Source organism: Spirillospora sp. NPDC049024 (assembly GCF_040649235.1).
Lineage (GTDB): Bacteria > Actinomycetota > Actinomycetes > Streptosporangiales > Streptosporangiaceae > Spirillospora.
The window spans coordinates 30,958-43,805 of sequence record NZ_JBEZFD010000026.1 but is presented as its reverse complement, the minus strand read 5'-3'; the positions used below and the strand labels follow the sequence as shown (position 1 = coordinate 43,805).

The window sequence follows — 12,848 nt, the reverse complement described above, 5'->3', positions numbered from 1 at the left end:
CTTCACCAGCCTCACCGCGTCACCGGCCTCACCGCTTCACCAGCCTCACCGCACCACCAGTTCCCGGAGCCGGTCCCGGTCGAGCTTGCGGGTGCGTCCTGAGCGGGGGAGGTCGTCCAGGACGACGATGCGGTCCGGGAGGGCGTCGTGGTCGATGACGTCCGGCAGGGCGCGGCGCAGCCGATCAGGCAGGGCGCGGCGCAGCCGGGCGGGGAGGTCGCGGGGGCCGACCACCGCGAGGACGACCTCCTCGTCCCCCGTCCGCGGGTCCGGCACGCCCACGATGGCGGCCTCGGCCACGTCGGGCAGCGCGGCGATCGCGGGTTCGTAAAGGCCGGGGTAGAGGTTGAACTTGCCGCGGATCAGCATGTCCTTCTTGCGGCCCGTCAGGACGAGGCGGCCGCCGTCCAGCCGCGCGAGGTCGCCGGTCGGCAGCTCGGAGACGGGGTCCGCGCCGAGGTACCCGCGGCAGAGGTTGGGGCCGGACAGCAGCAGCTCCCCGTCGTCGGCCAGGCGGGCGCCGACGCCGGGCAGCGGCGCACCGAGCAGGTCGCCGGGCCCGGCATGGGCGAGCTTCTCCTGCGCGGACGCGATCGCCACGGGCAGGATCTCCGTCATCGCGTACACCGACAGGACCTCTGCCGAGGGGGCGGCCTCCATCGCCCGCCGGAGGATGGCCGCGGGCGCGGGGGCCGCGCCGAGCAGCACGTACCGGACGGACGGCGGCAGCTCGCGGCACGCGTCCAGGATCTCGGCCAGGTGGACGGGAACGCAGAACGTGTGCGTGGCCCGCCGCTCGCGCATCAGCCGCGCGAAGTCGGCGGGCGCGCAGAACAGGGGCGGCATCGACCAGCGCGCGCCCGCGATCAGCGTCGGCAGGCCGAGCATGAGCTGGTCGGTGTGGACGACGTCCCCCGGCCCGAGCGGGAGCCGGGAGCGGAACAGGTCGAGCGCCGCCGCCAGGGACGCCTGCGTGTGGACGACCGCGCGCGGGTCCGCCGTCGTCCCCGAGGTGAAGATCACCGCGGCGGGCGCGTCCGGATCGGGTTCGCGGTCGGGCTCGGGAGCCTCGCCGCGGGCCAGGCGCGCGAAGGACAGCGCGTTCCTGGGCACACCCGGCAGCCGGCGGCCGACGCGGATGTGCCGCATCGGGCCCTCGCCCGGGATCCGCAGGTCCGCGAGGTTCGGCAGCAGCAGCCCCCGCCGCCGCGCGTACGTTCGGACGGGCCGGAGCCTGCTGCCCGCGTACAGCACCGACTCCGCCGCCGACCAGCGGGGGCGCGCCAGCCGCAGCCGCGCGGTGAACATCTCGGGCCCGGCCCCCGGGTCGGCGAACACGACCACTCCCCCGGCCGCGACCACGCCCAGCGCGAGGACGAGCGACTCCGGCGAGGGGCGCACGGAGAACAGCACGCCGTCGCCCGCGGCGAGCCCGCCCGACAGCAGCCCGTGCCGGACGGCGAGCACCTGCCGCCGCAGCTCGCCGTAGGTCAGCTCCGCCCCGTCCCCGGAGACCAGGGCGACGGCGCCGGGCGTCCGCGCCGCCTGGTCGATGAGCCGCCGGACGAGCGTCATGCCGCCTCTCCTTCACGTCCGCGCCCGGATCGGACGGCGAGGTGGCGGTACGTCGGGATCAGGACGTTCCGGGCGGCGGCCCGGCGCGTGACCGTGAGCGGCGCGGCGGCCAGCAGCGTCCGGGCGACCAGGCGGATCTGCGCCATGGCCAGCGGGTAGCCGATGCAGAAGTGCGGCCCGGCCCCGAACCACAGGCGGCGCAGCTCGGGCGGGTGCGGGCGGTCGAGGTCGAACGGGCCGTAGGCGCGGCAGCAGTTGTGGGTGGCGATCAGCACCCGCTCGCCGGGGCGGATGGCGACCCCGCCGACCTCGGCAGGGCGGTGCACGCTGCGCAGCATGACCGGCGTCGGCGTCGTGACCCGCATCGCCTCCTCGACGGCCCGGTCCAGGAGGGCGCCGTCCCGGGCCACGCGGTCGAGCTGCCCGTGGTCGGCGAGCAGGGCGATCAGGCGCGGCAGCAGCGTGGCGACGGTCTCGGTGCCGGTGAGGAAGAACGCGCCGGCGGCGCCGCGGGCCTCGTCCTCCGACAGGCCGAGGGCCCGCATCCGCCCCATGACCGTGGACTCGTCCCCCGCCAGGTAGGACTTCGCCGCGATGTCGCCGAGCGGGTCGAGCACCGCGCGGGCGCGCCGGACCTGGGACGGGGAGAGCCGCCGCGTGCGCAGCGACACCATCGAGACGATCCGCTCGCCCTGCTCGAACAGGTCCCGGTAGGCGGCCTCGGTGCCGCCTTCGAGCCCGATCACCTCGCCGATCACGGTCCCGGCCATGACCCGCGCCGCGTCCACCAGGTCGACGGCCGCGCCGCGCCGCAGGCGGTCCGCCAGCCCGGCCAGGGGCTCGGCGAGCACGCGGGCGCACAGGTCCTCGGTGTAGGACGGGACGAACAGGTCGGTGAGGCGGCGGCGGAGGGCACGGTGCGCGTCGCCCTCCATGTTGAGCAGGACCGACGGCCCCAGGACGGGCGTCCACAGCTCGCCGGGCGAACCCGGTCCGTCCTTGCGGAACGTCTCGCCGTCCATGAGGACCTCGCGGGCCAGGACGGCGTCGTTCACCACTACGCCGATCCCGGGCACGCGCACGATCGGGCCGCGCCGTGCGACCCCGCGCAGGAACGGGTAGGCGACCGGGTGCGCGGTCAGGTAGAGCCGCTCCTCCCAGTTCATCGGATGTCCCCGCCGCTCATCTGATGTCCACGACCTCGGGGCGGTAGCGGTGGTCGGCGTACCAGCCGAGGGTCCTGACGAGGCCGAACGCGCGGAGCCTGCGCACGGACCCGTACACGGCGACGTCCTTCCGCAGCCCGTAGGCGTCGGTCACGTAGCGGACGCGGTTGACCAGCGCGCGGTCCTCGTGCACGTCCTCGATGCGGGTGCGGGGGAAGCCGCCCGCCCGCTCGTACAGATCGGCCGTGATCGCGACGTTGCAGCCCGGCATCATGACGTACGGGCCGAGGTAGAACGGGTCCTGGTTGCCGGGGCGGAAGCGCCCGAAGAGGGCGGCGATGTCGATGACGGCGGGCAGCAGGCGGCGCTCCCAGAATTTCAGGCGGAACTCGTCGGTGCGCGGCAGCAGCGGCCCGGACACCATCTCCAGGCCCTCGGCGAACGCCCGCTTCACCGCCGCGACCCAGCCGGGGTGGGGCAGGCAGTCGGCGTCGGTGCGGGCGACGTGCGTGGCGCCCGCGCCGATCGCGTGCCGGACGCCGGTGTCGGCGGCGGCCCCGGTCCCCTTCTCCGGCTCGTGGACGATCCGGACGTCGAACGCCGCGGCGTCAGCCGCGAACTCCTTGACGACGGTGGCGGTGGCGTCCGTGCTGCCGTTGTCGACGACGACGAGGCTGAAGCCGGTGTCGGTCTGCTCGGCGAGCCGGCGCAGGGTCGCGCCGATCGAGCGCTCCTCGTTGAAGGCGGGGACGACGATCCAGAGGTTCATCGGGTTCGGGGGGTTCATGATCACAGCTCCGCGAACATGACGCCGAGGCTCACGCCGCCGGCGAGCCCGATCAGCGCGATCCGGTCGCCGGGGCCGCAGCGCCCCTCGGCGAGCGCGGTGGCGATCTGCAGCGGCAGGCTCGCGGACGCGACGTTGCCGTGCTCGGGCAGGGTGACGACGAGCCGGTCCGGCGGGACGCCGAGGACCGCGCGCAGCGTCTCCAGGTACGGCAGCGTCACCTGGTGGACGCCGATGACCGCGAAGTCGTCCCAGGTCAGCCCGGTCTTGGCGAGCGCGGTGGTGAAGATCTCCGGTCCGGTCGCGAGAAAGGCGTCCTTCAGCCGGCGGCCGTCCCCGCTGAAGTAGGTGTACTCGGGGTCGCGCGGGTGCATGGAGCCGCCCGCCGGGAGCGTCCCGATCCGCCAGGCGCTGGAGACGGCGGCGAAGTCGCGGTAGAAGATCCCGCCGTCCGGGGCGGCCTCGACGAGCATCGCGGCGCCGCCGTCGGAGAGGGTGTAGCCGGCGAAGGCGTCCACGAACTGGGCGCGGTCGCGCACCTTCCAGCGGATCGCGCGGGACGGGCTCTCGCCCGTGCAGACCAGGACGCGCTCGTGCTGGCCGGTGCGGATCAGCGCGTCCGCCATCTGGAGCCCGTTGAGGAAGCTGTTGCAGGCGTTCTTGACGTCGAAGACGGGGCAGGTCGCGCCGAGCTTGGCGGCGACGATGTGCGCGGTCGCGGGCTCGATGAGGTCCTGCGACGCCGACCCGAACACCAGCAGGTCGACGCCGGCGGGCTCGACCGCGCGGTCGGCGAGCACGCGGCGGGCCGCGGCGACGGCGAGGTCGGACGCCTGCTCGTCGTCGCGCATGACGTGCCGGGCGCGGATGCCGGTCATCCGCTCCACGATCGTGTGGTGCGGACGGTACCCGGCGCTCTCGGCCGCGACGCGGGCCTCGACCTCGGCGCTGCTGACCGTCCGGTCCGGCAGGTGCGCGGCGACGGCGGTGATGCGGGCTCTCATGGGCTCGGGTCCCCCGGTTCCTGGTGCTCGGTCTCCGGCCAGCCTCGCCGACCGCGGGCGCTCCCGGTGAGAGGAACCCTACGCATCCCTGACCGGGCGTTGTACCCGGTTCGCCGTGAGTACTGCCACTTAGCCCGATTTGAGGGGTTTCGCGCTTCCGTGCGGCTCCCCCGCCCGCCAGAATCGGCGGGTGACCAGCACGAAGACCGCGAGCGCCGCACGGAACGAGGCACGGCTGCTGTGGGCCGCGAACCCCGGCCTCTTCGCCCTCCTGGAGGCGGCGCGCCACACCGGACCCATCACCCGCGTACCGAGGCTCGGGTGGGTGGTGACCGACCCCGTCCTCGCGCGGGAGGTCCTCAACGACCACGTCAGCTTCGGCATGAACGGCGAGGGCGGCGTCGGCCACCTCTGGACGCAGCTGTTCGGGGACGAGATGGCGCGGTTCTTCGGCGGGGCCGCGCACACCGAGATCCGCACCCGCGCCCGCGACCTGTTCACCGAGGACGCAGCGCAGGCCCTGGTGGAACGTTCCCAAGGCCGGACCCACGCCGCGCTCGCCGCGCGCCTCGCCTCCGGGGCGGGCGTGGACGTCGCCGACGCGGCGCGCGTGCTGGCCGGGCGCATGGTCGCCGACCTGCTGGGCCTGCCCGCCGGCCGGGCGGACGCCGCCTACCGCGGGCTCTTCGCCGCCGGGGAGCGGCTCGCCCGGCTGGCGCTGGGCACGACCGCGTCCACCGACCTCGACCCGGCGGTCGTCGCGCGGGCCCGCGCGATCGTGGACGAGATCACCGCGGGCGTCCCGCACGCCTACCGGACGGCCGGGCCGGACACCCTGCTCGGCCGCTGCCGCGAGCTGGACCTCGGCCTGCCGCTCGCCCGCGGCCTGGCGACCCTGCTGGTGATCGCCGGGACGGAGACCGGGGCGTCCGGGACCGTCCGCACCGCCGCGCTGCTGCACGACACCGGAGGGCAGCGGGCGCTGCTGGACGACCCGTCCCTCACCGGCAACGCGGTGCGCGAGGGGCTGCGCGTCGCCGCCCCGGCGCCGGTGATCGGACGGCACGTCGCCCGGGACGCGGCGGTCGGCGGGCGGCGGCTCCGCGCGGGCGACCGGGTCCTGCTGCTGACCTACCGGGCGACCGGCGCGGCCGGGCCGTTCGACGTCCGCCGCGCGTACGTGCCCGAGACGCGCCAGCTGTGGTTCGGCGGCGGGCGCCACCTGTGCCTCGGCGCCGCCGTGGCGCGTGTGCAGGTGGCCCGGATGCTGGAGACCCTGCTGTCGTCCGGGCGCCCGTACCGGGTGGTGTCCCGCCGCCCGGCCCGCCGCGTCCTCGTCCCGTCGTACGCCGAACTGCGCGTGCGGCTCGCCTGACCTCTGCGGCGCCGAGGCCGCGAGGCCCCGCCCTGCTAGACCTCGGGGATCTCGGTGGGCGGGGCGTCCTTCTGCGGGGCGGTCGGGGTCGGGGCCGTCGGGGTCGGGGCGGGCGCCGGGGAGTGCGTGATCGTCGGGCTCACCGGCCGCGCCGGCTGCTCGTCGCGGGGCGCGGAGTTCCACCACCAGAGCGCGAAGGAGACCGCGAACAGCACCAGCACGGCGCCGATGACCTGGACCACCGCCGTCCGGTGGCTCGGCTCGCGGCCCCGGCGGCGCAGCGTGGAACCGCCGCCTCGGGCGCGCCGCCGTGCCCGGCGCGCCCGCCACCGCTCGCGCCGCCCCGGCGGGCGGGCGCGCTCGCGCGCGGACGGTTCGGTGAAGACGGCGCTCCTGACGAAGTCCTCGTCGAACACGGGCTCGTCGAAATCTGCGGCCATGGGACTCTCCGGCGCGGGGGGCTCGTCGTGCGCCCCAGGCTAATGGACGCGGCCGACGCTCCCCCGGCCGCCGCGTTCCGGCGAGCCGCCTTCCCGAGGCGCCGGCCGCGTGTCCGCCCTGGCCGGGAGGCCCCGGGGAGCCGGGCGTCCGGTGCGGGATCCCTCTGACCGGGACCGCCCTTCCCCCGGAAAGTTAGAACACGTTACAGTCAAAGGCGAATCCTGTTCTAGGAATTCTGTTCTACAAGGAGACCGCATGGGTACCCCGGTGATCGTCGAGGCGGTGCGCACGCCGCTCGGCAAGCGTGGCGGCTGGCTCGCGGGCCTGAAGCCGATGGCCGTCCTCGCGCACGCCATGAACGCCGTCGTCGAACGCTCCGGCATCGACGCCGCCGAGGTGGAGCAGGTCTTCGCGGGCTGCGTCACGCAGGCCGGCGAGCAGGGATCGCACATCGGCCGCTACTCCTGGCTGTACGCCGGGCTGCCGTGGCAGGCCGGCGTGACCACGATCGACGCGCAGTGCGGCTCCTCGCAGCAGGGTGTGCACCTCGCGGCGTCCCAGATCGCGGCCGGCGTCGTGGACGTCGCGATCGGCTGCGGCGTCGAGGTGATGAGCCGCGCCCCGCTCGGCAGCAACGTCCTGCCCGCCAACCCGCGGCCCGACGACTGGTCGCTCGACATGCCGAACCAGTTCGAGGCCGCCGAGCGGATCGCCGCCCGCCGCGGCATCACCCGCGCCGACCTCGACGCGTTCGGCGCCCGCTCCCAGCAGCTCGCCGCCAAGGCCTGGGCGGACGGCCGCTTCGACCGCGAGATCGCCCCCATCGCCGCGCCCGTCCTGGACGCCGAGGGCGACGTCACCGGCGAGACCCGCGAGGTCACCCGCGACCAGGGCCTGCGCGAGACGACCGCGGACGGGCTCGCCAAGCTGAAGCCCGTCCTCGGCCCCGAGGGCCTGCACACGGCGGGCACCTCCTCGCAGATCTCCGACGGCGCCGCCGCCGTCCTGCTCATGTCGGAGGAGAAGGCGCGGGCCCTCGGGCTGCGGCCGCGCGCCCGCATCCGGGCGCAGGCCCTCGTCGGCGGCGAGCCGTACTACCACCTGGACGGCCCGGTGCAGTCGACCGAGCGCGTCCTCCAGCGCTCCGGCATGACGATGGGCGACATCGACATCACCGAGATCAACGAGGCGTTCGCGTCGATCGTGCTGTCCTGGGCGGCGGTCCACAAGCCGGACATGGACAAGGTCAACGTCAACGGCGGCGCCATCGCCATCGGGCACCCCGTCGGCGCGACCGGCGCGCGGCTGATCACCACCGCGCTGCACGAGCTGGAGCGCCGCGACGCGGGCACGGCCCTCGTCACGATGTGCGCGGGCGGCGCCCTCTCCACCGCCACGATCCTGGAAAGGGTCTGAACACCGTCCGACAGAGTCACGACAGGCGCGAAAGGCGGTCTCGGTGCAGCCGGAACCTGAGGACCTCGGCGGGGGGCTGTGGAGCGTTCCCGTCCCCATCCCGGACAACCCCCTCGCGTACACGCTGGTGTACGCGCTGGAGAGCCCCCGGGGGCCCGTCCTGATCGACGCGGGCTGGCAGCACGAGGACGCCTGGGCGTCCCTGCGCGACGGGCTCGGCACGTTCGGGATCGACGTCGCCGACGTGCACGGGGTGGTCGTCACCCACTTCCACCCCGACCACTCGGGTCTCGCCGGCCGGGTCCGGGAGGCGTCCGGCGCCTGGATCGCCATGCACCACGCCGACGCCGCGATCGTCCGGCTCTTCCACGAGGTCGGGCACGGCGGGCGGCGCGCGTTCGAGCTGACCGCGCTCCGCCGCGCCGGCGCGGCCGAGTCGGACCTGACCGGGCCGACCCAGCCGGCCCGGGTCTCGCCGCCCGCGATCCCGGACCGCGAGCTGTCCGACGGCGACCTGGTGGACGTGCCCGGCCGCCGGCTGCGGGCCGTCTGGACGCCCGGCCACTCCCCCGGCCACATCTGCCTGAACCTGGAGGACGGCGACCGCATCTTCACCGGTGACCACGTCCTGCCGCGCATCACCCCGCACATCGGCCTCTACCCGTACGACACCCCGGACGTGGACCCGCTGAGCGGCTTCCTCGGCTCGCTCGACAAGGTGTCCGCCATGGGCGTGGACGAGGTCCTGCCCGCCCACCAGTACCGCTTCCGCGGCCTCGGGGAGCGCGCCCGCGAGATCATCGCCCACCACGAGGAGCGCCTCGCGGAGGTGGCGGCGCTGCTGTCGTCGACCCCCGTCACCCTCTGGGACCTCACCGCCGGCCTCACCTGGCGCCACCCGTGGGCGGACATGGCCCAGCAGGCCCGCCGGATGGCCGCCGCCGAGGCCGCCGCCCACCTGCGCACCCTGGAGACCCGGGGCGTCGCCCGCCGCGAGGGCACCGACGACCCCCTCCGCTACAGACTCCGCTGACCCGCCCCCGCGGGTCCGGGCGGGTGCGTCGTGGGTCACTCTCCTGGGCGAGACCCTTGATGAGACTGGAGTCTCATGTTAGAACCTGTTCTAGGTGCGTTGCACCAAGCAAGCGCTCAAACGGCCTGCTCGCCTCGTGTGGTCTCCACCCCGGCACGAAGGATCTTCCATGGCACTCGCGACGTCCCCCGACTCCCTCGCCCGGGCCTTCCGGGCCCCCGAGATCGACATCATCGATCCGGGCGTCTACGAGCGCGGCGGGATCCCGCACCGCCAGTTCCAGTGGCTGCGCGACAACGACCCCGTCCACTGGCACCCGGACCCCAACGACGGCGTGCCGGGCTTCTGGGCGATCACGCGGCACGAGGACGTGGTCTCGGTGTCGCGCCGCGCCGACCCGTACTCCTCGCACGAGCGGACGTCGATGTTCGAGGAGTTCTCCAGCGACGACATCGCCATGTACGGGCAGATGATGCTGTTCCAGGACCCGCCGGACCACACCCGGCTGCGCGCCCTGGTCAACAAGGGCTTCACCCCGCGGATGATCGGGCGGCTGGAGGACCACATCCGCAAGATCTGCAACGAGCTGATCGACGAGGCCGCCCCGCTGGGCGAGTGCGACTTCGTCGAGCGGTTCGCGGCGCCGCTGCCGCTGTACACGATCTGCGAGCTGCTCGGCGCGCCGATGGAGGACCGCGAGAAGATCTTCCACTGGTCGAACAAGCTCGTCGCGTTCAACGACCCCGAGTTCATCGGGGGCCGCGAGGAGTCGACGCTGTGCGCCGCCGAGTTCGCCGAGTGGGGCGGGCAGCTCGCCGCGGCGCGCGAGTCCACGCCGCGCGACGACATCGTGACCAAGCTGCTGACGCCCGACGCCGACGGCGGCAGGATCACGCTGGAGGAGTTCCAGCTGTTCGTGATCATGCTGTCGATCGCCGGGAACGAGACCACCCGGACCGCCACCGCGGGCGGCATGATCGCCTTCTTCGAGCGGCCGGACCAGTGGGCCCGGCTGCGGGAGGACCGCAGCCTGCTGCCGAAGGCGGTCGAGGAGATCGTCCGCTGGGTCAGCCCGATCAACCAGTTCCGCCGGACGGCCCTGGTGGACACCGAGATCGGCGGGCAGCAGATCAAGGCCGGGGACAAGGTCGTGATGTTCTACGGGTCCGCGAACCGCGACGAGCGCGTGTTCGAGAACCCGTTCGCCTTCGACGTGGCGCGCGACCCGAACCCGCACATCGGCTTCGGCGGCGGCGGCCCGCACTACTGCCTGGGCACGCACCTCGCGCGGATGAACCTGCGGATCATCTTCGAGACGATCCTGGAGCGCATGCCCGACATCGAGCTCGCCGGGAAGCCGCGCCGCTTGCGGTCCAACTTCGTCAACGGCTACAAGGAGATCCCGGTGCGTTTCACGCCCTCGGCCCCCCTGGGAGGTTGACGGCGCCCATCACTCCGGACGAGGAGGTTCGAGGCGATGACCACCACCCCCGACATCGAACTGGTCGACCCCGGCGCGTACGAGCACAGCGGCGTCCCGCACGGGCAGCTGGCCTGGCTGCGCGAGCACGAGCCGGTGTTCCGGCACCACGGCGACCCGGAGCGGGGCTACCCCCCGTTCTGGGCGATCACCCGGCACGAGGACGTCGTGCACGTGTCGCGGCATCCGGAGCTCTTCTCGTCCTGGCGGCGGCTCGCGCTGTTCGACGAGCCCCCGGAGGAGCACCTCGTCCTGCAGCGGATGATGATGCTCAACCAGGACCCGCCGGAGCACACGCGCAAGCGGAGCATCGTCAACCGGGGTTTCACCCCGCGCGCGATCGGCGCGCTGGAGCAGCACATCCGCGACATCTGCCGGCTGCTCGTGGCCGAGACCGCCGAGCGCGGGGAGGAGGCCGACTTCGTCCGCGACCTGGCGGCGCCGCTGCCGCTGTACGTGATCTGCGAGCTGCTCGGCGCGCCGCCCGAGGACCGGGAGAAGATCTTCCACTGGTCGAACACGCTGATCGGCGGGGACGACCCGGAGTTCCAGCGGACGCCGGAGGAGGGCCAGGAGGCGGCGACCGAGCTGTACGCCTACGCCAACGAGCTGGCGGCGGCCCGGAAGGAGAACCCGCGCGAGGACATCGTCACCCGGCTGCTCCAGCCGGACGCCGGCGGGGAGGTGCTGACCGGGGACGAGTTCGAGCTGTTCGTGCTGCTGCTGTCGGTCGCCGGGAACGAGACGACCCGGAACGCGGCCTCCGGCGGCATGCACGCGCTGCTGGAGCATCCGCTCGAGTGGGAGCGGCTGAAGGCCGACCCGTCCCTGGTCCGGACGGCGGTGGACGAGATCGTCCGCTGGGTCACCCCGGTCAACCTGTTCCGGCGGACGGCCGTCCGGGACACCGAGATCCGCGGCCGGAAGATCGCCGAGGGCGACAAGGTCGTGGTGTTCTACTCCTCCGCCAACCGCGACGAGGCCGTGTTCGCCGACCCGTACCGCTTCGACGTGGGACGGGACCCGAACCCGCACCTCGGCTTCGGCGGCGGGGGTCCGCACTTCTGCCTGGGGTCCCATCTCGCCCGGCTTGAGCTGAGTGTGCTCTTCGAAACACTCTTGGACGCCATGCCCAATATTGAACTCAGCGGTAACGTTCGCAGGCTAAGGTCTAGTTTCATCAATGGGGTAAAGGAGATGCCGGTACGGGTGCGTCCGGCGTCCCTCGACTGACGGGAGTGGTGCGTGGGCAGGGGACGGCGTGGGTGAGGCAGGCGAGGCGGGCGGTCCGTTGCGGGTGGCCCTGCTCTCGTACCGCAGCAAGCCGCACTGCGGCGGGCAGGGCGTCTACCTCCGGCACCTGAGCAGGGAGCTGGTCGATCTCGGGCACGAGGTGGAGGTCATCTCCGGCCAGCCGTATCCGGAGCTCGACCGCGAGGAGATCACCCTCACCAAGCTGCCGAGCCTTGACCTGTACCGGGACGAGGACCCCTTCCGCACCCCTGCCCTCGGCGAGTTCCGCGACTGGCTGGACGTCCTGGAGTTCGCGCACATGAAGACGGGCGGCTTCCCCGAGCCGCTGACGTTCAGCCTGCGCGCCCTGCGGCTGCTGCGCGGGCGCCGCCGCGACTTCGACGTCGTGCACGACAACCAGGTGCTCGGCCTCGGCAACCTCGGCATCGCCCGGCTCGGGCTGCCGCTGGTGACGAGCATCCACCACCCGATCAGCGTCGACCGGCGGATCGACATCGAGGCCGCCCGCGGCCTCAAGCAGAAGCTCGGCAAGCGCCGCTGGTACGGGTTCGTCGGGATGCAGTCGCAGGTGTCGCGGCGGATCGGGCCCGTGCTGACGGTGTCGGAGTCGTCCAAGGTCGACATCGTCAAGGACTTCAAGGTCGACCCGCGCGACATCGAGATCCTGCCGCTCGGCGTCGACACCCGGATCTTCCACCCGCGCGGCGAGCGCGTCCCCGGCCGGATCGTCGCGATGGCCAGCGCCGACGCGCCGATCAAGGGCGTGGACGTGCTGCTGCGCGCGGTCGCCAAGGTCGCCACCGAGCGGGACGTCCACGTGATCGTGGTCAGCCGGCCGCGGAAGGACGGCCCGACCGAGCGGCTCGTGCGCGAGCTGGCGCTCGGCGAGCGGGTCCGGTTCGTCAGCGGCATCAGCGACGACGAGCTGGGCGAGCTGCTGGCGTCCGCGGAGATCGCCGTCGTGCCCTCGCGCTACGAGGGGTTCTCCCTCCCGGCCGTGGAGCACATGGCGTCCGGAACGCCGCTGGTGGCGAGCCGCGCCGGCGCGCTGCCCGAGGTCGTCGGCGACGCCGGCGTCCTGGTCGCCCCGGGCGACGTGGAGGAACTGGCCGCGACCCTGCACCGCCTGCACGACTCCGCCGAGGAGCGTGCGCGGGTGGGAGCCGCCGGCCTCGCGCGCGTCCAGGAGCGGTTCGCCTGGCCCGCCGTGGCGCAGGCCACCGTGGAGCACTACCGCGCCGCCATCACCCAGCAGAACTACCGGCGTCTAGCCGCGCGCAAGGGCAAGTGAGGGAGCGTCCGCAGACGCGTCCCTGT

11 protein-coding genes are annotated in these 12,848 nt (G+C 73.8%); 6 read left to right on the top strand and 5 right to left on the bottom strand.

The window, feature by feature from the left end:
* Positions 1-45: 45 nt before the first annotated feature.
* Genes AB0C21_RS35925 through AB0C21_RS35910 form a run of 4 tightly spaced genes read right to left on the bottom strand, consistent with a single transcriptional unit; the run spans position 46 to position 4,532 of the window.
* Entirely contained in the window at positions 46-1,575 is a 1,530-nt protein-coding gene (locus AB0C21_RS35925) for a class I adenylate-forming enzyme family protein (RefSeq protein ID WP_500210361.1), read from the bottom strand.
* Positions 1,572-2,741, bottom strand: coding sequence for a cytochrome P450 (locus tag AB0C21_RS35920; protein ID WP_500210359.1), 1,170 nt, complete (start codon positions 2,739-2,741; stop codon positions 1,572-1,574). The genes AB0C21_RS35925 and AB0C21_RS35920 overlap by 4 nt, the downstream gene beginning before the upstream one ends.
* Before the next feature lie 16 nt (positions 2,742-2,757).
* Positions 2,758-3,528 (bottom strand): glycosyltransferase family 2 protein, encoded by a 771-nt coding sequence (locus AB0C21_RS35915; RefSeq protein WP_500210358.1) that lies wholly within the window; start codon positions 3,526-3,528, stop codon positions 2,758-2,760.
* A gap of 2 nt (positions 3,529-3,530) precedes the next feature.
* A complete protein-coding gene (locus tag AB0C21_RS35910; RefSeq protein ID WP_500210356.1) occupies positions 3,531-4,532 on the bottom strand; it encodes a 3-oxoacyl-ACP synthase III family protein in 1,002 nt (333 codons plus the stop codon).
* Positions 4,533-4,722: 190 nt separating this feature from the next.
* Here AB0C21_RS35910 and AB0C21_RS35905 point away from each other — a divergent pair, with 190 nt between their 5' ends.
* Positions 4,723-5,907 (top strand): cytochrome P450, encoded by a 1,185-nt coding sequence (locus AB0C21_RS35905; protein WP_500210355.1) that lies wholly within the window; start codon positions 4,723-4,725, stop codon positions 5,905-5,907.
* 35 nt (positions 5,908-5,942) lie between these two features.
* Here the strand turns inward: AB0C21_RS35905 and AB0C21_RS35900 are convergent, their stop codons facing one another.
* The gene (locus tag AB0C21_RS35900) at positions 5,943-6,347 is read right to left on the bottom strand and encodes a hypothetical protein (RefSeq protein WP_149264142.1); all 405 of its coding nucleotides are present in this window, start codon (positions 6,345-6,347) and stop codon (positions 5,943-5,945) included.
* 256 nt (positions 6,348-6,603) lie between these two features.
* Between AB0C21_RS35900 and AB0C21_RS35895 the strand changes: the two genes are divergently transcribed.
* From AB0C21_RS35895 to AB0C21_RS35875, 5 genes are all read left to right on the top strand, one after another.
* Positions 6,604-7,764: a steroid 3-ketoacyl-CoA thiolase gene (locus AB0C21_RS35895; protein ID WP_500210354.1), complete on the top strand. Its 1,161-nt coding sequence runs from the start codon at positions 6,604-6,606 to the stop codon at positions 7,762-7,764.
* A gap of 43 nt (positions 7,765-7,807) precedes the next feature.
* Entirely contained in the window at positions 7,808-8,797 is a 990-nt protein-coding gene (locus AB0C21_RS35890; protein ID WP_500210353.1) for an MBL fold metallo-hydrolase, read from the top strand.
* 169 nt (positions 8,798-8,966) lie between these two features.
* Positions 8,967-10,238, top strand: coding sequence for a cytochrome P450 (locus tag AB0C21_RS35885; protein WP_500210352.1), 1,272 nt, complete (start codon positions 8,967-8,969; stop codon positions 10,236-10,238).
* A gap of 36 nt (positions 10,239-10,274) precedes the next feature.
* Positions 10,275-11,510: a cytochrome P450 gene (locus AB0C21_RS35880; protein WP_500210351.1), complete on the top strand. Its 1,236-nt coding sequence runs from the start codon at positions 10,275-10,277 to the stop codon at positions 11,508-11,510.
* A 28-nt stretch (positions 11,511-11,538) separates the two neighbouring features.
* The gene (locus AB0C21_RS35875; RefSeq protein WP_500210350.1) at positions 11,539-12,822 is read left to right on the top strand and encodes a glycosyltransferase family 4 protein; all 1,284 of its coding nucleotides are present in this window, start codon (positions 11,539-11,541) and stop codon (positions 12,820-12,822) included.
* The last annotated feature ends 26 nt before the right edge of the window (positions 12,823-12,848 follow it).